The sequence below is a fragment of the Streptomyces sclerotialus genome (assembly GCF_040907265.1).
In the GTDB taxonomy this organism is placed as follows: domain Bacteria; phylum Actinomycetota; class Actinomycetes; order Streptomycetales; family Streptomycetaceae; genus Streptomyces; species Streptomyces sclerotialus.
The window spans coordinates 1,510,520-1,530,340 of the sequence record NZ_JBFOHP010000002.1 but is presented as its reverse complement, the minus strand read 5'-3'; the positions used below and the strand labels follow the sequence as shown (position 1 = coordinate 1,530,340).

General features: G+C 72.4%; 16 protein-coding genes and 1 pseudogene. 7 read left to right on the top strand and 10 right to left on the bottom strand.

Annotated features, from left to right (window positions below):
• Positions 1–174: 174 nt before the first annotated feature.
• The 4 genes from AAC944_RS06760 (at position 175) to AAC944_RS06745 (ending at position 6,938) form a co-directional block, all read left to right on the top strand.
• A complete protein-coding gene (locus tag AAC944_RS06760) occupies positions 175–978 on the top strand; it encodes an HlyD family efflux transporter periplasmic adaptor subunit (protein WP_030610892.1) in 804 nt (267 codons plus the stop codon).
• On the top strand, positions 975–3,245 hold the full coding sequence (locus tag AAC944_RS06755) for an NHLP family bacteriocin export ABC transporter peptidase/permease/ATPase subunit (RefSeq protein WP_037771622.1): 2,271 nt from the start codon (positions 975–977) through the stop codon (positions 3,243–3,245). Before AAC944_RS06760 ends, AAC944_RS06755 begins: the two co-directional genes overlap by 4 nt.
• Before the next feature lies 1 nt (position 3,246).
• The gene (locus AAC944_RS06750; RefSeq protein ID WP_030610900.1) at positions 3,247–6,144 is read left to right on the top strand and encodes an NHLP bacteriocin export ABC transporter permease/ATPase subunit; all 2,898 of its coding nucleotides are present in this window, start codon (positions 3,247–3,249) and stop codon (positions 6,142–6,144) included.
• A gap of 95 nt (positions 6,145–6,239) precedes the next feature.
• Entirely contained in the window at positions 6,240–6,938 is a 699-nt protein-coding gene (locus tag AAC944_RS06745; RefSeq protein WP_030610903.1) for a trimeric intracellular cation channel family protein, read from the top strand.
• On the opposite strand, the gene AAC944_RS06740 is transcribed toward AAC944_RS06745, so the two are convergent.
• The gene (locus tag AAC944_RS06740; protein WP_030610909.1) at positions 6,935–7,819 is read right to left on the bottom strand and encodes an intradiol ring-cleavage dioxygenase; all 885 of its coding nucleotides are present in this window, start codon (positions 7,817–7,819) and stop codon (positions 6,935–6,937) included. The genes AAC944_RS06745 and AAC944_RS06740 overlap by 4 nt on opposite strands.
• A gap of 173 nt (positions 7,820–7,992) precedes the next feature.
• Here AAC944_RS06740 and AAC944_RS06735 point away from each other — a divergent pair, with 173 nt between their 5' ends.
• On the top strand, positions 7,993–8,727 hold the full coding sequence (locus AAC944_RS06735; protein ID WP_030610912.1) for a VOC family protein: 735 nt from the start codon (positions 7,993–7,995) through the stop codon (positions 8,725–8,727).
• A 9-nt stretch (positions 8,728–8,736) separates the two neighbouring features.
• On the opposite strand, the gene AAC944_RS06730 is transcribed toward AAC944_RS06735, so the two are convergent.
• Positions 8,737–9,519 (bottom strand): hypothetical protein, encoded by a 783-nt coding sequence (locus tag AAC944_RS06730; RefSeq protein WP_030610915.1) that lies wholly within the window; start codon positions 9,517–9,519, stop codon positions 8,737–8,739.
• A gap of 199 nt (positions 9,520–9,718) precedes the next feature.
• Between AAC944_RS06730 and AAC944_RS06725 the strand changes: the two are divergent.
• Positions 9,719–10,036, top strand: a pseudogene (locus AAC944_RS06725) (aminotransferase class III-fold pyridoxal phosphate-dependent enzyme); the annotation flags it as partial.
• A 4-nt stretch (positions 10,037–10,040) separates the two neighbouring features.
• On the opposite strand, the gene AAC944_RS06720 reads toward AAC944_RS06725, so the two are convergent.
• The 4 genes from AAC944_RS06720 to AAC944_RS06705 all read right to left on the bottom strand — a co-directional run bounded on the left by AAC944_RS06720 (position 10,041) and on the right by AAC944_RS06705 (position 15,019).
• On the bottom strand, positions 10,041–11,852 hold the full coding sequence (locus tag AAC944_RS06720) for a bifunctional sugar phosphate isomerase/epimerase/4-hydroxyphenylpyruvate dioxygenase family protein (RefSeq protein WP_030610921.1): 1,812 nt from the start codon (positions 11,850–11,852) through the stop codon (positions 10,041–10,043).
• A 10-nt stretch (positions 11,853–11,862) separates the two neighbouring features.
• The gene (locus tag AAC944_RS06715; RefSeq protein ID WP_030610922.1) at positions 11,863–12,732 is read right to left on the bottom strand and encodes a shikimate dehydrogenase; all 870 of its coding nucleotides are present in this window, start codon (positions 12,730–12,732) and stop codon (positions 11,863–11,865) included.
• A 102-nt stretch (positions 12,733–12,834) separates the two neighbouring features.
• Positions 12,835–14,196 carry an MFS transporter gene (locus tag AAC944_RS06710; RefSeq protein WP_030610925.1) on the bottom strand — a complete coding sequence of 454 codons (1,362 nt, stop codon included), beginning with the start codon at positions 14,194–14,196 and terminating at the stop codon, positions 12,835–12,837.
• A gap of 160 nt (positions 14,197–14,356) precedes the next feature.
• Positions 14,357–15,019, bottom strand: a complete 663-nt coding sequence (locus AAC944_RS06705) for a TetR/AcrR family transcriptional regulator (protein ID WP_030610929.1) — start codon at positions 15,017–15,019, stop codon at positions 14,357–14,359.
• Positions 15,020–15,175: 156 nt separating this feature from the next.
• On the opposite strand from AAC944_RS06705, the gene AAC944_RS06700 reads away from it, so the two are divergent.
• Positions 15,176–16,534 (top strand): acyltransferase family protein, encoded by a 1,359-nt coding sequence (locus AAC944_RS06700; protein WP_196942863.1) that lies wholly within the window; start codon positions 15,176–15,178, stop codon positions 16,532–16,534.
• 77 nt (positions 16,535–16,611) lie between these two features.
• Here AAC944_RS06700 and AAC944_RS06695 read toward each other — a convergent pair whose 3' ends face one another.
• The 4 genes from AAC944_RS06695 to AAC944_RS06680 all read right to left on the bottom strand — a co-directional run bounded on the left by AAC944_RS06695 (position 16,612) and on the right by AAC944_RS06680 (position 19,806).
• A complete protein-coding gene (locus tag AAC944_RS06695) occupies positions 16,612–17,418 on the bottom strand; it encodes an alpha/beta fold hydrolase (protein ID WP_030610936.1) in 807 nt (268 codons plus the stop codon).
• Positions 17,419–17,474: 56 nt separating this feature from the next.
• Positions 17,475–17,756, bottom strand: a complete 282-nt coding sequence (gene catC / locus AAC944_RS06690) for a muconolactone Delta-isomerase (RefSeq protein WP_030610939.1) — start codon at positions 17,754–17,756, stop codon at positions 17,475–17,477.
• 2 nt (positions 17,757–17,758) lie between these two features.
• The gene (gene catA / locus AAC944_RS06685; protein ID WP_030610943.1) at positions 17,759–18,616 is read right to left on the bottom strand and encodes a catechol 1,2-dioxygenase; all 858 of its coding nucleotides are present in this window, start codon (positions 18,614–18,616) and stop codon (positions 17,759–17,761) included.
• Positions 18,617–18,702: 86 nt separating this feature from the next.
• Positions 18,703–19,806, bottom strand: coding sequence for a mandelate racemase/muconate lactonizing enzyme family protein (locus AAC944_RS06680; protein ID WP_030610946.1), 1,104 nt, complete (start codon positions 19,804–19,806; stop codon positions 18,703–18,705).
• Positions 19,807–19,821 lie beyond the last annotated feature (15 nt).

Below are 19,821 nucleotides of genomic sequence, written 5' to 3'. Positions count from 1 at the left end.
GGGCTTTTCCGCCTGTGTTACGGTCATGCCTTGGCATGCCCGAACGGCGGGCATTTTCATGCTCATTGGTGCGCCATGTCGCGCGTGTCCCATTGGGTCGCCTTTCTGAGCGCGCTGCCCCTGGGCGCACGCTTCGGCATCGAATGAGACAAAAGCAGTCGAGGGAAAAGTTCCGTGCAGTTCCGGCAAAAGGCGCTGGCCAAGCTCCAGTCGCCTGAAGAGCTCGACCTGCCCGTGCGCTACGCCCGGCCGCAGGGCGGCCTCGTCCTCGCCGTCACCGTCGTCGTGATGGCCGTCGCCGCCTTCTGGGCGGTCACCGGGTCCGTGTCCTCCAAACTGACCTCACCCGGCATCCTCACCCACCCCCAGGGCAGCTACGTCCTGCAGAGCCCGGTCGCCGGCCAGGTCACCCAGGTCTTCGCCAAGGAAGGCCAGACGCTGCGCGCCGGAGCGCCGGTCCTGAAGGTCCGCACCGCACAGGGCGACCGCGCGGTCCGTGCCGTCGCCGCGGGCCGCGTCACCAGTCTGGTCGGCAAGATCGGTTCGGTGGTCACCGTCGGCGCCGACGTCGCGAGCGTCGAGCGCGTCACCAGCGCCCGTGAACCGCTGGTGGCGATGGTCTACGTACCCAGCCGCAGCGCCGCCACCGTCCCCGTCGGCGCCACCGTCGACCTCACGGTCCAGTCCGTGCCCACGCAGCAGTACGGAGTGCTGCGCGGCAAGGTCAAGGCGGTCGGCCGGGCGCCGCAGAGCAGCCGCCAGATCGCCGGCTTCCTCGGCGACCGCGAACTCGGCGAGCAGTTCACCGCGAAGGGCCAGCCCGTCGCCGTCCTGGTCGAGCTGGACCGCGCGGACACCAAGTCCGGCTACCGGTGGTCCACCGCCGACGGCCCGCCGAACGCGATCGGCTCCATGACGCCCGTCACCGGTGCGGTCCACCTGACCGCGCAGCGTCCGATCGATTGGCTCCTCCCGTGACCGCGCAGCCCGAAGCACCGGCGACGCCCCCGCTGCCGCCCGGCGGCCGCGGCCGGCACCGCCCGAACGCCAAGCCGGCCCGGCGCCGTACCGACCCCACGCCCGCCAAGGGCACGGGCCGTACCGTCCGTACCCCCACCGTCCTTCAGATGGAGGCCGTGGAGTGCGGCGCCGCCTCGCTCTCCATGGTCCTCGCCCACTACGGCCGGCACGTCCCGCTGGAGGAGCTGCGCATCGCCTGCGGTGTCTCCCGCGACGGTTCCCGCGCCTCCAACCTCCTCAAGGCCGCCCGCTCCTACGGCCTGAAGGCCAAGGGCATGCAGATGGAGCCGGCCGCGCTCGCCGAGGTGCGGGCCCCGGCCATCCTCTTCTGGGAGTTCAACCACTACGTCGTCTTCGAGGGCATGGGGCGCCGCCTCGGCCGCAGGGGCGCGTTCATCAACGACCCCGACCGGGGCCGCCGCTTCGTGCCCGCCGAGGACTTCGACACCAGCTTCACCGGCGTCGTGCTGACCTTCGAGCCCGGCGAGGACTTCCGCAAGGGTGGCCGCAAGCCGGGCGTCCTCGGCGCGCTGCCGCCCCGGCTGCGCGGTACCTCCGGCACCATGCTCGCCGCCGTCCTCGCCAGCTTCCTGCTGGTCGTGGTCGGTGCGACGGTGCCCGCGCTGAGCCGTACGTACATCGACATGTTCCTGATCGGCGACCAGACGTCGCTGCTCGGGGTGCTCTTCGCGTCGATGGGCACCACCCTCGTCCTGACTGCCGCGCTCACCGCGCTGCAACAGGCGAACCTGCTGCGCGGCCGCATCATCTCCTCCACCCTGAGCAGCGCCCGCTTCCTGCGCCATCTGCTCCGGCTGCCGGTCACCTTCTTCGCGCAACGCAACCCCGCCGACCTCGTCCAGCGCCTGCAGTCCAACGACACCGTCGCCGAGACCCTCGCCCGCGACCTGGCGGCGGCCGGCGTGGACGCCGTCGTCGTCATCCTCTACGCCTTCCTGCTGTGGTCGTACGACCCGCAGCTCACCCTCATCGGCGTGGCCGTCGCGCTGCTCAACGTCGCAGCGATGCGCATCGTCGTACGGCTGCGCGCCACCGGCACCCAGAAGCTGCGCGCCGACACCGCCCGGCTGACCAACACCTCCTACAGCGGCCTCCAGCTCATCGAGACGATGAAGGCCACCGGCGGCGAGAACGGCTACTTCCGCCGCTGGGCCGGGCAGCACGCCGTCACCCTGGACGGGCAGCAGCGGCTCGGTGTGCCCACCGCCTGGCTCGCCGTCGTCGCGCCCACCCTCGCCGCCCTCAACAGCGCCTGCATCCTGCTCATCGGCGGGCTGCGCGCCGTCGAAGGCCATATGTCGGTGGGTCTCCTCGTCGCCTTCCAGGCGCTGGTCACCAACTTCACCGCGCCCATCACCCGGCTCAACGGCATGGCGGGCCGCATCCAGGACTTCGCCGCCGACGTGGCCCGACTGAAGGACGTCGAGTCCTTCCCCGTCGACTCCCTCTACACCCGTCCCGAGCCGGTCGCCAGCACCCGCCGCCTCAAGGGCCACGTGGAGCTGACGAACATCACCTTCGGCTACAGCCCGCTGGACAAGCCGCTGCTCACCGACTTCTCGCTGACCGTCGGCCCCGGGCAGCAGGTCGCCCTCGTCGGCGGCTCCGGCAGCGGCAAGTCCACCGTCTCCCGCCTCATCTCCGGCCTGTACCGGCCGTGGGAGGGCACCATCCACATCGACGGGCAGCGGCTGGAGGACATCTCCCGCGGTGCGCTGGCCTCCTCGGTGTCCTTCGTCGACCAGGACGTCTTCCTCTTCGAGGGCACCGTCCGGGACAACGTCGCGCTGTGGGACCCCTCGATCCCCGACGAGGCCGTGATCGAGGCGCTGAAGAACGCCGCGGCCTACGACGTGGTCGCCCGCCGCCCCGGCGGCATCCACAGCCGCGTCGAGCAGGACGGACGCAACTTCTCCGGCGGTCAGCGGCAGCGCCTGGAGATCGCCCGGGCCCTGGTCCGGCGCCCCTCCATCCTCGTCCTGGACGAGGTCACCAGCGCCCTGGACGCGGAGACCGAACAGCTCATCATGGACAACCTGCGGCGCCTGGGCTGCGCCTGCGTCGTCATCGCGCACCGGCTGAGCACCGTGCGCGACAGCGACGAGATCGTGGTCCTGGACCACGGCACGGTCGTCGAGCGCGGGCGGCACGAGGACCTGGTCGCCGCCCAGGGCGCCTACGCGGAACTGGTCAAGGAGTCCTGAGGTGACGACCCCTCATCCCGCGGCCACCGGCACGGCCGCCGACGACAGCGTGCTGCACGCCCTCGGCGGACTCGGCACCGAGGCCGACCTCACGGGCCTGCGCAACCTCCCGCTCGAAGGCCCGCACGTCCTCTGGCTGGTCACCGCCGGCGCCATGGACCTCTTCGCGGTCGACGCCGCCCAGCAGGGCCACTGGTACTTCCTCGGCCGGCTGGCCCCCGGCACCCTCCTGCTCGGCCCCGTCGAGGGCCCGCAGCACACCCTCGTCGCCCGGCCGCTCCAGGGCTGCGCGGTCCGCCGTATCCAGCTGCGCGAACTCTTCCGGCCCGAGTACGGCGGCTACGCGGAGTACGACGCGTACGGCCGGTACGTCGGGCAGGCCCCGTACCCCGGTGACCCCGCGTACGACGGCACGCTCAGCCCGCTGGAGGACGCCTTCGCGCGCGGGGTCGGCCGCAGCCAGCGGGTGCTGTTCGAAGCGCCCCTCGACGGCGAGTACGAGACCCCCGAGGCGGCTGCGGCCCCCGACCCGCAGGGCACGGCCGACGAGAACATCCTGTGGATGCCGGTCGAGCCGGGCAGCCTCCAGTACGGCGCCCACTACAGCGCCGAGGCCGCCGCCGACCTGCTCATCGACGGCACGATGTGGCAGCGGATGGTCGACCAGCAGTACCGGCTGCTGTCGGCCCTGGACCGCTGGATCGAGCGGCTGGAGCGCGCCCACGAGGACCGCACGGCGGCCGGCATCGAGGCGGGCGAGGCCGCCCGCTCCCAGGCCGACCGGACCCTGATCTCCTCCATCGGCACGCGGGGCCGCGGCAGCGCGCGCACCGGCGCGACCGACGACGCCACCCTCGCCGTCTGCCGCCGGGTCGCCGACGCCGCCGGCATCACGCTCACCTCGCCCAAGGAGGGCGGTACGGCGAACGACCGGCTGAGCCCCGTCGAGCGGATCGCCGTCAGCTCCCGCATCCGTACCCGCGTCGTCAAGCTCGACGGCCGGTGGTGGCGCGAGAACAGCGGCCCGCTCGTCGGCCACCGGTCCGGGACCGGCGAACCCGTCGCGCTCCTGTGGCGCCGCGGCCGCTACGAAGCGGTCGAGGCGGACGGCGGGCGCACCCGCCTCGATGCCGGGACCGCAGCGGCGATCGAGCCCCGCGGCGTCATGCTCTACCCGCCGCTGCCCGACCGCCCGATGGGCCCGCTGCGGCTGGCCCGCTTCGCCATGCGCGGCACCCGCCTGGACCTGCGCAACCTCGTCCTCGGCGGGCTGGTGGCCGTGGTGCTGGGGGCGCTGGTGCCGATCGCCACCGGCAAGGTGCTGGGCGAGTACGTGCCCAACGCCGAGCGCGGCCTCATCGTCCAGACGACGATCGCGCTGATCGTCACCAGCCTGGTCTCCGCCGTCTTCATGCTGCTGGAGAACACCTCCATCCTGCGCATCGAAGGACGCATCGAGTCCACCCTCCAGCCGGCCGTCTGGGACCGGCTGCTGCGGCTGCCCACCCGGTTCTTCAGCGCGCGCTCCACCGGCGAGCTGGCCAGCGCCGCCATGGGCATCAGCGGCATCCGCCGCATCCTGTCCGGCATCGGCTCGATCGCCGTACAGGCCGGCACGGTCGGCACCATGAACCTCGTCCTGCTGCTGGTCTACAGCGTGAAGCTGGCCGTCGTCGCGATCGCCATGCTGCTCTGCATCGCCGCGGTCTTCCTGCTCCTCGGACTGTGGCAGCTGCGCTACCAGCGCCGCCTCATCGAGCTGAACAACAAGCTCAACAACCAGGCCTTCCAGACCCTGCGGGGACTGCCGAAGCTGCGCGTCGCGGCAGCCGAGAGCTTCGCCTACGGGGCGTGGGCCGGAGAGTTCGCGCGCAGCCGGGAGCTCCAGCAGAAGGTCGGCCGGATCAAGAACCTCACCACCACGCTCAACGCGGTCTACCTGCCGCTGTGCACCCTGGTGATGTTCATGCTGCTCGCGGGCCCGGCCCGTGGCGTGCTGTCGGCCGCCGCGTTCCTCACCTTCAACACCGCCGTGACGATGATGCTGACGTCGGTGACCCAGCTGACCGGCGCGTTCCTCCAGGCCGCCGCCGTGCTGCCGATGTTCGAGCAGATCAAGCCGGTGCTCGACGAGCGGCCCGAGGTACGCGGCGGCTCCACCCAGCCCGGTACCCTCACCGGCGCGCTGGAGGCCCGCGGCCTGTCCTTCCGGTACTCCGACGACGGGCCGCTGGTCCTGGACGACGTGTCCTTCCAGGTACGGCCCGGCGAGTTCGTCGCCGTGGTCGGCGCGAGCGGCTGCGGCAAGTCCACCCTGCTCCGCCTCCTCATCGGCTTCGACCGGCCGGCCGCCGGCAGCGTCCTGTACGACGGGCAGGACCTGGCGGCGCTGGACCAGGCCGCGGTACGCCGCCAGTGCGGCGTGGTGCTCCAGAACGCGCAGCCCTTCAACGGTTCGATCCTGGACTGCATCTGCGGCGCCGAGATGTTCACGCAGGAGGAGGCCTGGGCGGCCGCGGAGATGGCGGGCCTGGCCGAGGACATCAAACGGATGCCGATGGGCATGCACACCATGCTCTCCGACGGCGGCGGCTCGATCTCCGGCGGGCAGCGGCAGCGCCTGATGATCGCCCAGGCGCTGATCCGGCGGCCGCGCATCCTCTTCTTCGACGAGGCCACCAGCGCGCTGGACAACGAGACGCAGCGGGTGGTCACCGAGAGCACCCGCAAACTGAACGCCACCCGTGTCGTCATCGCCCACCGGCTCTCCACGGTCATGGATGCCGACCGGGTGATCGTCATGGCGGACGGCAAGGTCGCCCAGCAGGGCACCCCGGCCGACCTGCTCGCCGACACCGGCGGCCTCTTCCACGAGCTGGTCCGCCGCCAGATCAGCTGACCGCGTGCCGGCCGCGGGCCGCGCCCCGGCGGCGCGGCCGGCCCGCAGTGCGGAACGTCACGGCCCACGTCGCCGTCCGCACGTAAGAATGCCGTGTGCTCCAGCAACTCTTCACGCCCACCGTCCAGCACACGCTCGACCTCATCGGCATCTTCGTCTTCGCGATCTCCGGCGCGCTGCTCGCCGTACGCAAGAACTTCGACATCTTCGGCATCGCCGTGCTCGCCGAGGTGACCGCGCTGGGCGGCGGGCTGTTCCGCGACCTGATCATCGGGGCCGTGCCGCCGGCCGCCTTCACCGACCTCGGCTACTTCGTGACCCCGCTGGTCGCGGCGGTCCTCGTCTTCTTCCTGCACCCCCAGGTCCAGCGGATCCAGACCGGGGTGAACGTCTTCGACGCGGCCGGCCTCGGCCTCTTCTGCGTCGCGGGCACCACCAAGGCGTACGAGTACGGGCTGGGCCTCACCGCTTCCGCCACCCTGGGCATGGCCACGGCCGTCGGCGGCGGCGTGCTGCGCGACATCATCGCCAACGAGGTGCCCTCCCTCGTCCGCTGGGACCGCGACCTCTACGCCGTGCCCGCCATCGTCGGCGCGGCCATCGTCGCCCTGTGCATCCGCTTCCAGACCCTGAACCCCACGACCAGCGCGCTCGCCGCCGTCGTGGCCTTCGCGGTCCGGCTGCTCGCGCTGCGCTACCACTGGCGCGCCCCCCGGGCCTGGAACCGCCGCTCCACCGCGGTGGAGGTGGACGAGAGCACCCAGGGGGCGGGCCAGGTGGCAGCTGACCGCTAGGCGGCCGGAGTGCTTGTCGGCGCCGGGAAGCCGTCCCGGCCGTCGTTGACGGCGTCCGGGTCGACGCCGAGGGTGATCGCCGCGTGCACGCCGCGGCCCACCCGCCGCTCGTCGTACCGCAGCGCGAGCATCCCGTCGGCCGCGGTGTCGCCCGTGTAGAGCATGTCCTCGGCGTTGGTGGTGCGCTCGGTGGTGTTGGTGGCGTACGGGTCCAGCCGTGCGACGGCCTGGATGGCCGGCTCGGGGAAGTACAGCTGGCCGGTGTGGCAGTCGGTGCCGCCCTCGTACTTGCCGTGCGTGAACGTGCCGTCGACGTGCACCTTGGTGTGGATGTGCACGGCCCGGCCCCGGTACCAGCCGGGGAAGACCGTACGGAAGGTGACCCAGCCGGCCCGGTCGGTCATCTGGAAGCCGCGCAGGTAGGTCGTGTCGCTGTCCGGCTCGGCGTGCCCGCCGCCACCGCCGGGCGGCGGGCCGGTGGGCACGGCGGTCGGGGTGCCGGTGGGCGGCGTCGGGGTGCCACCGCCGCCGGAGGACTGTTCCTCGTAGCTGGAGTAGACGCCGAGCGCGTCGCAGTGCCAGATGTCGACGGCGACCCGGGAGAGGGGGCGGCAGTGCACGGAGTCGATGACGCGGATGCGGAGCGTCAGCGGGACGCCCGGCTTCCCCTCGGTGACGTCGGAGCGGTACTTGTCGTAGTCGAGGTAGTACGGGCCCTCGATGGACTCCTTGGTGAGCCGCAGGCAATCCGTGGTGGCGGGCTCCTCGGCCGACGCGCTGCCGGACAGGGCGGCCCCGCCGAGGCCCGCGACGGCGATACCGGCGCCGCCCGCGGCAAGTAACCGGCGACGGCTGAGACGAGGTGTGCTCTCTTCTGTCATGGGGCTCAAGGTACTGAGGAAAGCTGGGGAACTCCTGTGAACTTCCCTATGGCATAAGGCCGTTGAAAGCCAGTGGGGTCCGGCACGGCGGGGATCGGGATCTTCTTCCGGCCGCCCTCCCGAATTCGGCGATCTCGTATGTCAGTTCGACCCCTGGGTGTAGGGTTCGCGGCATGGCGCTGCAACTTGTTCAGGTGAATTTCAAAGCCGGCGACGACTCGGCGCTGGGCCGGTTCTGGGCGGAGGCGCTCGGCTGGGGCGTCTCCAGCGAGGCACCCGGTGTGACCAACGTCGAGCCCGTGGGTTTCGCGTGGCCGGACCCCTCCGCCGTCTGCATCGATGTCGTCACCGTCCCGGACCCCGAAACGGTGGAGTACCACGCGCACATCGAACTCGCCACCACTTCCGCGGCCCATCACGCGGAGTTGGTCGCGCGCCTGAAGGAGCTCGGCGCTACGCCCGCCGACGGGGGCCGAGGCGACCTTCCGTGGACGGTGCTGGCCGACCCGGAGGGCAACGAGTTCTGCGTCCTGGAGCCTCGGGAGATCTACCGGGACACCGGACCGATCGCCGCGGTGGTCGTCGACTGCGCGGACCCGAGGGCCATGGCCCGGTTCTGGGGCGAGGCGATGGACTGGACGCTGCACCAGGTGACCGACGACCGTGCGCTGCTGCGCTCCGCCAAGGGCGTCGGCCCATATCTGGAGTTCCGCCGCACGCCCCACCTGAACACCCGGCACCGTATCCATCTCGACCTGCTGCCCCAGCCCGTTGACGGTCAGGCGGCGGAGGTGGCCCGGCTTGAAGCCCTCGGCGCGACGCTCGCCGACGTAGGTCAGGGCGACGTCTCGTGGCAGGTCCTGGCCGACCCGGAGGGCCACGAGTTCTGCGTCCTCGGCCGGGCCTGAGGCGGAGCGTCACCCGGACCGTACCGTGCTGACCGCCGGGTCCGGCTCCGTGAAGGAGTTCCAGAGCGCGACCAGGGTGGCGCCGAGCAGGTCGGGGAGCGGGGCGCGCGGCGCCGGGTCGTCCGGCGGGGGAGTGCCGGGGTCGACCCGGGCGCGCAGGCAGAAGCCCTCCAGGGCGGCGAGCAGGGCGACGACGAAGTCGGCGACGGTGCGTCCGGCCGCCGTCCGGCGGCCCTCGCGGGCCAGCAGCCGTTCCGTCGCCGCGGCGTAACCGATGCCCAGCCGGCGGTAGCCCCCGTGGGCCGCTGCGCGCACCTCGGGGTGCTCGCCGAGCACGTAGAAGGTCAGGTGGACGTAGGTGAGGGGGTTGGCGCGGGCGCGTTCGAGACAGCCGGCGGCGAACGTGGTGAGGATGGCCTCGACCGGTGCCGTGGTGTCCGCGAGCGTCAGCAGTTCGGCCACCGCGTCCCGGTCCTCCGGGTACGCGTCCGGGCCGAGCAGGTGGAACATCAGGTCCGCCTGGTAATCGGCCTGGGTGGGCCACAGGGGGTAGATCGCGCCGGTGGTGATCGGCTGCGCGGGGCCGACACCTGGCCGGCGGTCCGCGGCGATCTCGGTGGCGAGCCGGGCCACCTCGGTGACCTTGATGTGTGCCAGGGGTCCGGCGAGTGCCTGGTCGGAGGCGTCGGCGGCGTGCCGGCGCACCAGCTCCACCCCGGCCTCCAGCATCAGGGCCCGGGTCTCCGCCGGTGAACGGCGGCTCCGCCGGGCCTTCTTGGTGACTCCGGGCATGGTGCTGCTGCCCCCTCCGTCGGCGCCGCTGGCTCCGTAGAAAAGCTACCGTAACTTTCCTACGGAATGGGGGACTTGGCCGTGGCACGCCCACGAGCGAGCCGGTCATGATGAACATCGGCCTGATCGTCCCGCCCGACGGCCACCACGCCGAGCTGAGAGCACTGCTCCTCCGGCACGGCGCCACCTCGCGTACGACGAGGTCAAGACGGGCCTCGCGGTCGCACCGGGCGGTGCCACCGAACTCTTCGGCACCACCCCGGACATCGTCTGCCTCGCCGAGGCCATGGCGGGCGGCGTCCCTTGCGGCGCGGTGGGCGCCACCCGCGCGCTGATGGACCGCATCGCCGACCACACCTACGAGCAGGTCGGCACCTCCCACGGCAACCCCCTGACGCTCGCCGCCGTCCATGCGATGCTCACCGAGGCGCTGACCGAGGACGCCGACCGGTTCGTCCGCAGCTTCGAACGGTTCGCCGCGGCGGCGGAGACCGCCCTGACCGCCGCGGCCGCCTGACCCGCTACCGCACCGGCCGGCTCCCCGCGTCGGCCGTGTGCTGTGCCGCCAGCCGCACCGTGGCGTTGGCCGCGCCGTACCCCTCGTAGCCGCCCCGCCGCTCCACGAGTTCGAAGAAGACCCGGCCGACGGTGACGGTGTAGCAGTGCAGGAACTCCCCGCCGTCCGCGTCCCGTTCGTAGAGGACGCCGAGCTCGCGGAAGGCCGTCAGGGTCTCCGGGGCGAGGTCGTACCGCGCGTCGAGGTCGTCGTAGTAGTTCTCCGGGATGGGCAGCAGGCCCGCGCCGTTCTCCCGCACCCGGCGCGCGGTCGCGAGGAGGTCGTCGGTGGCCAGCGCGATGTGCTGCGGCCTGACCTCCTGCTCGCCCGGGACGGGGGCGACGTTCAGGGCGATCCGCAGGGTGCCCGCCGCGTTGGCGACGGCGCGGCTGCGGAAGAGACCGTACGGATCGGCGAGGTCCAGGCTCTCGTTCGGCCGCAGCCCCAGCACGCTCGCGTAGAAGAGGGCCGCCTCGTCGAAGTGGTGCCAGGGCTGGGTGAGCGCGACGTGGTCGATCCGGGTGATCCCGGCCGCGCCGCCGTCCGGGGCCGCCGGGGACCCGAAGTCCGCCGTCCAGCTGGGGTGGTCGTCCCGGTCCGTACGGCAGAAGAACAGCTCGGTGTCGTCCGGCGCGGCCACCGCGTCCAGTGGTACGTCACCAGGCGCGCGGCGGCGGGGCACGACCGGCGCCCGCAGCGACTCGGCGCGGCGCACGGCCGCGTCCGGCTCCGGGCTCTCCAGGCCGAGCGCGACCAGCCCCGGGCCCTCGCGGCGGGCGCCGCTGACGGTGTTCAGCAGCACCCGCGCCTCGCCCTGCTGCCACAGCTCCACCGGCTTGCCGCCGGTGTGCCGTCCGGCGCGGGCGAAGCCGAGCGAGCCGAGCAGGCAGCGCAGCGGCTCGGTGTCGGCGGCGGCGAGCTCGGCGAAGGCGACGCCTTCGGGGACGACGGGCGCGGGCAGACTGCTGAGCCCGGCCGCCTCCTCCAGGGCGATCAGCGAGCGCATCGCGTCGACGGCCGTACGGCCCGCGTCCGCCTGCCGGAAGACATCGTTGAAGATCTCCAGCGAGAGCGGCCCGGCGTACCCGGCCCGCAGCACGTGGCCGAGCAGCCCGGCGAGGTCGAAGCCGCCCTGGCCGGGGAAGCAGCGGTAGTGCCGGCTCCACTGCAGCACGTCCATCGCCAGCTTCGGCGCGTCGGCCAGCTGGAGGAAGAAGATCTTCTCGCCGGGGATGTCCTCGATGCCCTGGGGGTCGGAGCCGCGGGAGAGGATGTGGAAGCTGTCCAGGCAGGTGCCGAGCGCGGGATGGCCGGCCTGCTCGACGATGCGCCAGGCGTGGTCGTACGTGTTGACGTGCCGCCCCCAGGCCAGCGCCTCGTACGCGAGGCGGATGCCGTGTTCGTGCGCGCGCTCGGCGAGTGCGCGCAGCTGGCGCGCCGCGAGCGCGTCGTCGTCGACGGCGTCCGGCGAGACGCTGGAGCACACCAGCATCGTGTCGGCGCCCAGCCGCTCCATGACGGCGAACTTCCGCTCCGCACGCCGCAGGTTGCGTGCGAAGACCTCCTCCGGCACCGCCTCGGCGTCCCGGAACGGCTGGTAGAGATCGATGGACAGGCCGAGGTCGGCGGCGCGCAGCCGGATCTCCTCGGGGCTCAGCGGACTGGCCAGCAGATCGTTCTCGAAGATCTCGACGCCGTCGAACCCGGCCGCTGCGACGGCGCTCAGCTTCTCGGAGAGCGAGCCGCTCAGCGACACCGTGGCGATGGACTTGCGCATCAGGGCCTCCTCAGACCGCTGCCGCGCCGACCAGGTCGGCGAGGTCGGCGAGCATCTCTTCGGCGTGCGGCTCCCGGCCGGTGAAGAGCCGGAAGGCGTCGGCGGCCTGGAAGACGGCCATGCCGCCGCCGTCCAGCGTCCGGCAGCCCAGCTCCCGTGCAGTACGCAGCAGTTCGGTCTCCAGCGGACGGTAGACGACCTCCGCGACCCACAGACCCGGACGGAGCAGATCGGCGGGGAGCGGCAGGCCCGGGTGGGCGGCCATGCCGGTGGGCGTGGCGTGCACCAGGCCGTCGGCGCCGGCCAGTACGGCGGCCAGCTCGTCGGGGGTGGCGCCAATGGCGCGCCCGGCACCGAAGCGGGCGTTCAGCGCGTCGGCCAGCGCCCCGGCCCGTGCCGCGTCGGTGTCGACGAGGACGAGGCGGTCGGTGCCGAGCGAGAGCATGGCGTGGGCGACGGCGGAGCCCGCGCCGCCCGCGCCGAGCTGGACGACCTGCCGGGTCGCCGCGCCGGGCAGGCCGCGCGCGAAGGACTGGGTGAAGCCGGTGACGTCGGTGTTGTGGCCGACCGCCCGGCCGCCCCGGAAGACGACGGTGTTGACCGCGCCCAGCTCGGCGGCGCCGGGCGACAGCTCGTCCAGGTGCGGGATCACGAGCTGCTTGCAGGGGTGCGTGATGTTGAGACCGTCGAAGCCGAGCGTACGGGCGGCGCGGATCAGTTCGCCGACCGCCTCGGCGGGCACGCCCAGCGTGTCGAGGTCGAGCGTCCGGTAGAGCAGTCGCAGGCCGTGCCGGTCGGCCTCCCGCTCGTGCAGGGCCGGGCTCAGCGAGGGGCCGATGCCGGAGCCGATCAGGCCGGTGAGATACGAGGGCGTGGACAACGCGACTCCCTGGTGGTGCACAGTGTACGAACTGGTTAGTTAATTATCATGGCAGAGGGCCGCGGGTGACAGGGACCCGCGGCCCCCGAGGCGGGGCGGCGGTCAGCGGGAGGCCGCGCCGGCCAGGTCGCGGTCCTGGGCCGCGCCCGGCTTCTCGCCGAGCAGTGCGGTCGGCACCCGGTACGTCTCCCGGCCCGTCAGCACGGCGAGGGAGCAGACCACGCAGGTCCCGGCGGTGAACGCGGCGACGCCCAGCCAGTTGTCACCGCCCGGTCCGGCGATCCGCTCGGCGAGGCTCACCGCGAAGCCGGCCACCGCGAAGCCGATCTGCGTACCGATCGCCATGCCCGACAGCCGCACCCGGGTCGGGAACATCTCGCCGTAGAAGGACGGCCAGATGCCGTTGGCCGCGCTGTAGAGCACGCCGAAGAAGAGGATGCCGGTGACGAGGACCAGCGGGTAGCTGCCGGTGGAGACCGCCCACAGGTAGATGAAGATCATCACGGCGGAGCCCAGCGAGCCGGTCAGGAAGACCGGCTTGCGGCCGATCCGGTCCGAGAGCTTCGCCCACAGCGGGATCGCGCCCAGCGCGACCACGTTGGCCAGTGCGCCCACCCAGAGCATCGCCGACTTGTCCAGCCCGACCGCGTCACCGGTGGCGTACGCCAGGGCCCAGACCGAGAAGACCGTGGAGACGGTGGCGATCAGGGCCGCCGCGATCACTCGCAGCACGTCCGCCCAGTGGTGCCGCAGCAGGTCGGCCAGCGGCAGCCGGGCCACCGCGTTCTCGGCCGCCGCCTGCTCGAAGACCGGGGTCTCCGACAGCTTGCGGCGGATGACGTAGCCGACGACCGTGACGGCCACGCTGAGCAGGAACGGCACCCGCCAGCCCCAGGTGTAGAGCTGCTCGTCGGGGAGCGCGGCCACCGGGATGAAGATCAGGGTGGCGAGGATCTGGCCGGCCTGGGTGCCGTTGAGCGCGAAGCTCGTGTAGTACCCGCGCCGGTCCTCCGGCGCGTGTTCCAGCGTCATCGAATTGGCGCTGGCCTGCTCGCCGGCGGCGGAGAGGCCCTGGAGTACGCGCATCAGCACCAGCAGGGCCGGGGCGGCGGTCCCGACCTGCGCGTACGTCGGCAGGCAGCCGATCAGGAAGGTCGACAGGCCCATCAGCATCAGGGTGAAGACCATGATCTTGCGGCGGCCGAGCCGGTCACCGTAGTGGCCGAGGAAGAGCGCGCCGATCGGGCGGGCCGCGTAGGCCACACCGAACGTCGCCAGCGAGATCAGCGTCGCGGTCGCCGGGTCGGACGGGTCGAAGAAGACCTTGGGGAAGACCAGCGCGGCGGCGCTGCCGTAGATGAAGAAGTCGTAGTACTCCAGCGCGCTGCCGATCCAGGCGGCGACGGCGGCTTTGCGGGGCCGGGCGGGGGGCGGGGCCCCGGCCTCGGACGAGAGAGCGGACATGCCTGCTCCACGGGGGGAGGGCCACCGGCGTGAGGGGCGGGTGGCGGCGAGTTAACGTACTAGATAGTTAGTTGTGGGGGTGCAGCGATCGTGAACTGCCCACAGGTCACTGTCAAGACATCTCGCGGAAACAATTCCCGCCCGTGCGCGACCGCGCGGCTCAGCCCGCCGCGGGCCCCGTCAGATAACCGAGCACCATGTCGCCGAGCATCGTGCGGTAGTGGTCCCGGCGGTCCGCCGCCGTCAGGTCGCGATCGAAGAGCGCGCCGAAGGTGTGCCGGTTGGAGACCCGGAAGAAGCAGAACGAGCTGATCATCGCGTGCAGGTCGACCGCGTCCACGTCCGCCGTGAACACGCCCTGCGCACGGCCCTCCGCCAGGATCCGGCCGATCACCTCGATGGCGGGCGAGTTGAGCCGGCCGATCGTCTCCGAGGCCGTGATGTGCTCCGCCTCGTGGATGTTCTCGATGCTCACCAGGCGGATGAAGTCCGGGTGCGCCTCGTGGTGGTCGAAGGTCAGCTCGGCCAGCCGCCGGATGGCCGCCGCGGGATCCAGGTGCTCGACGTCCAGCTGCTGTTCCTGCTGCCGGATGCCGGCGTACGCGTGCTCCAGCACGGCCGTGAACAGCTGCTCCTTACCGCCGAAGTAGTAATAGATCATCCGCTTCGTGGTGTGGATGCGGGCCGCGATCTCGTCCACCCGGGCGCCGGTGTACCCCAGTCGCGCGAACTCCTCCGTCGCGACCTTCAGGATCTCCGCCCGGGTCCGCGCCGCGTCGCGCTGCCGGCCCGCGGTACGGGCCGACGGGTGAACGGCGGTCATACGGCTGGCTCCTCGGATGCGGTCCACTGGTCGGCCCAGTCTAGGCAGACCCGTCCGGGGGACGGTGAGCACCCCGGGCGGCCGCCCGTGACCCATACGACTGATGCAGCGTCAGCTCGACGTGCGCTCGCTACGTCACGTACGTACGGTGTGACGATGAGTGATGCAGCGTGGCTGTTGTCGACCCGGGCGTACCGTCCGGCGCACGTGCCCGACCTGCCGGGCGCGGGCGGCGGACCGGGCCCTGACCACCGGCTGGCCTGGCTGGACGCGCTGCGCGGGATCGGCGCGCTGATGGTCGCACTGCACCACGCCGCACCGCGCTACCTCCCGGAGCTGTCCGCCACCGTGCTGCGCTGGTTCAACCCCGGCACCTACGGCGTCATCGTCTTCTTCCTGGTCAGCGGGTACATCATCCCGGCTTCGCTGGAGCGGCGCGGCTCCCTGCGCCGGTTCTGGGTGGGCCGGATCTGCCGCCTCTACCCGCTGCTGCTCGTGGTGCTCGCGGCCACCGCACTGCTCGCCCGGTGGGGCCCCGGACAGCTGCGCGAAGGGCTGGGGGAGCGGGACCCGCTGGGCGTCCTCCTCGCCCACGGGACGATGCTGCAGGACCTCCTCGGGGTGCCCAACGCACTCAACGTGCTGTGGACCCTCTCCTACGAAATGGTCTTCTACTTCCTGGTCGCGGCGCTCTTCGCGGTGCGGCAGCACCGCCGCTCCGCGCCCGTCGCCCTCGGCGTGGCCGCACTCGGCGTCGTGGCCGGCGGGCTGCTGCCGGCCGCCGCGCTGACCCGCGGGCTGGGCGGCGGACCGGTCATCGCGGCGACCGCGCTCGGGGCGGCCGTCGCACTGTGCGCCGTCGCCTCGGGCCGGACCTCGTGGTGCCGGGCGGGCGCGCTGGCCGGCGGCGCGCTGGCGGCCGTCCTGGTCCTCTGCAACGGCCGCATCCCGCCCTGGCAGGGCCTCGCGCTGCTGTCCCTGATGTTCACCGGGACGGTGCTGTACCGGATGGAGCGCGGGCAGCTGAGCAGGGCCGCCGGGACGGCCGTCGCGGGCACCGTGCTCGCGGCGTGCGTGCTCTCGGCGGCGCTGCACATCGGTGTCCGGGGCGACGCGGTCACCGGCGGCGCCGACCCGGAGTCCGCCGTACGGATCTGGTCGGTCACGGTCGGGCTCGCACTGCTCACCTTCGGTGCCGCGATGGCCCTGCGACGGCAGTACGTACCGCGCCTGCTCGCCTTCTGCGGTGTGATCAGCTACTCGCTCTACCTCCTGCATCCGCTCGTCCTGGAGGTCTGCGACCTGGCCGTGCCGTGGCAGCAGCACGACACCCCGCTGCTGATGGCCGCCTACCTCGCGCTGCTGCTGCCGCTGAGCATGCTCGCGCACCGCCTCGTCGAACTGCCCGGACAGCGGCTGGGACAGGTGCTGGCGGGCCCGCCGGGCGGCCTGCCGCTGCCCCGGCGGGAGCAGCGCGCGGGGACGACCGTCCCGGCGCCCGGCGAACCCGTCTGACGGCCAGTCACCCGCGTGACGGTACGCCGTCCGGGCGGGTGAGGTGACGGGCAGTCATGCGGTCCCCCGTACGGCCCTCAGCGGCCCGCCGTCGCCGCGTCCAGATGCACCCGCAGCGCCGCGTTCACCGCGTCCGGCCGTTCGACGCCCGCCAGATGGGCGGCGCCCGCGACCTCGACGAGGGCGGCGCCCGGGACACCGTCGGCGATCTCCCGGGCGTGCGCGGGCGGCGTCGCCGGGTCCTGACGCCCGGCGATCACCAGCGTGCGGGCCGTGACCGACCACAGCGCGGACCGTACGTCGTAGCCGGACAGCGCGTCGCAGCAGGCCGCGTAACCGGCCCGGTCGGCGGCCGCGAGGTCACCGAGCAATGCCGTGCCGCGCGGCCCCGCCGCCGTGCCGGGATCGGCGAACCAGCGCCCCGGTGTCGCCTGCACCATCGCCGCGGTGCCGTGCTCGCGCACCGTGGCGGCGCGCTCCCGCCAGCCGGCCGGCTCGCCGAAGCGGGCCGAGGAGCAGATCATCGCGAGCGAGGCGAGCCGGCCGGCGTGGTGCAACGCCAGCTGGGCGCCGATCGCGCCGCCGAGCGAGATCCCGGCGTAGTGGAAGGTGTCCCAACCGTGGTGACCGGCCACGTCCAGGACGAGCCGGGCGAGGTCCGCGACGGTGGTGCCGCCGGGCGTCGCGTCGGGCAGTACGCCGACGGGTGTCCCGCCGTGCCCCGGCAGGTCGAAGCGGAGCACCCGGTGGGTGCGGGCCAGTTCGGCCAGCTGCGGCTCCCACACGGTGAGCGAGGTGCCGAGCGACGGGCCGAGCACGAGCGGCGGCGCGTCCTCGGGGCCGGCCAGGCGGTGGTGGAGCAGTGGGGGTGCGAGGCTGGTCACGGACTCTCCTGCGGAACTGTTCGGGGGTGGGCGGCGGACGTCCATGCTGCCCTCCGTCAGGCGTTGATGTCGGAGGGGTGCACGGCCAGCGGTGTCACCTCGATGGACATGTACGGGAAGAGCGGCAGGCCCCACAGGATGTCGTGCAGCTCGTCGTTGGACTCCACGTCGAAGACGCTGAGGTTGGAGTACTGCCCGACGCACCGCCAGATGTGCGGCCACTTCCCGGCCTTCTGCAGCTCCTGGGAGTACGCCTTCTCGCGGGCGAGGGTGTCGGCCTTGACCTCGGGGTCCAGGCCGGTGGGCAGGTGCACGTCCATCTTGACCGCGAACAGCATGCTCAGGCCTCCGTCCGGTCCAGCACGAAGTCGTACGTGACCTGGTTGCCCTTGCCGTCGGCCGCGGGCTTCGGGTCGAGGATCAGCTCGGGCTTCACGGCCGAGGCGATGTCGTCCTCGACGTGGCTGCCGCCCTGGAAGTACAGCTGGGTGGTGATCAGCTGGTGGCCGGGCGCCGACACCTTCAGGTGCAGGTGGGCGGGGCGCCAGGCGTGCCAGCCGGCCGCGGCGATCAGCTTGCCGCAGGAGCCGTCGGTGGGGATCTGGTACGGCGCCGGCTGGATCGTGCGGATCTTGAAGTTGCCCTGCGCGTCGGCGACGACGGTGCCGCGCAGGTTCCACTCCGGCAGGTCCGGCGCGTACTGCGAGTACAGGCCGTCGTCGTCCGCGTGCCACATCTCCACGTGGGCGCCCGCCAGCGGCTCGCCGTCCACGCCGCGCACCTGGCCCTGGAAGAGCAGTGGCGTGCCGGTCTCGTCAGCGCGCATCGGCAGGGTCGTCTCGGCCTCGTGCTTCGGCGAGTCCGGGACGTAGTAGGGGCCCTCGATGGTGCCCTTGCTGCCCTGCCGGTTCTCGTTGGCGACCTCCTCGACGACGTGCTCGATCCACACGTCGAGGAAGAGCGGCCACTCGCCGTCCTGGCCGACGCCGATGAGCCAGGCCTTCAGCGCGTCGTACTCCGCGTACGTCACCTTGTGGCGGCGGATGACGTCGTGCACCGCGGTGATGACCTCGGTGGCCAGCGTGGAGACGCGCTCCTTGCTGCTGGTGGCCTCGGCTCGCTGCTTGGCGCGGAAGGCCTCGGTGGCCGAGGCGCCGGACGCGGCGGCGGTGGCCTGCTCCTGGACGTTCTCGCTCATGGTCGTGCTCCTGTCCTCACGGGAAGGGGAGAGGGGGTGCGGCTCTTGCGTGGGTGCGGCTCTCAGGCAGCGGTGCTGCCGCCGGCTCAGGCGTCCTGGCGGTAACGGGCCAGCTTGTCGGGATCGAGCTCGATGCCGAGGCCCGCGCCGTCGCGGACGCGCAGCGTGCCGTCCTCGATCCGCAGCGGCTCGGCGAGCAGGTCGTCGCTCATGTCGAGGAAGTTGGACAGCTCGCCGGCCCGGCGGGCGGTCAGTTCGTACGCGGATCCGAAGACCGCGGTGCACAGGGTGCCGATCTGGCCGTCGATCTGATTGCCCATCACGACCTCCACTCCCAGGCCCTCGCAGAGGTGATGGACGCGCTGGGAGTACGTGAAGCCGGTACGGGCGGTCTTGATGCTGATGGCGGTCGCCGAACCGGCCAGCAGTTCCCGGGTCACCTCGCCGGGGCGGGTGGCGCTCTCGTCGGCGACGAACGGGATGCCGGTGTGCGAGACCAGCCGGCGGCGGCCCAGTACGTCGTCGGCCGGGCACAGCTCCTCGGCCAGTGTCAGGTCCAGCCCCGCCATCGCGCGCAGCGCGCGGGCCGACTCCGAGGCGGTCCAGCCGCGGTTGCCGTCGATGTAGAGCTCGACCTCGTCGCCCAGTCCCTCGCGCAGCGCGCGGCAGGCCTCGACGTCGCGCGTGAAGGGGCGGCGGCCGACCTTCACCTTGAAGGTGGTGATGCCGTACGTGTCGCGGATGCGCTGCGCCTCGGCGACCATCTCCGCCGGCGGTGCGAAGCCCACCATGTGGGAGACCCGCATCCGGTCGGTGAAGCCGCCGAGCAGTTCGGTGACCGGCAGCCCGACCGACTGCCCTGTGACGTCCCAGAGGGCCATGTCCACGGCGGACTTGGCGGTGGGGTTGCCGACCGTACGGTTCAGGCGGGCGTGCACTGCTTCACGGGCGGTCGGGGCCAGGCCGGTGAGCTGCGGCGCGAAGACCTTCCCGATCACGGCGACGATGGACTCCTGGGTCTCGCCGTAGGTGAAGGGGCGCGGTGGGGCCTCGGCGACACCCACCAGGCCGTCGTCGGTGTGGACGCGTACGAGGACGTGTTCTGCCGTGTGGACCTCGCCGCTCGCGAACCTCAGCGGCTTCTTGTAGGGGATGGCGAACGGAATCGCCTCGATGGCGGTGATCTTCATCGGTCCTCGTTTGCG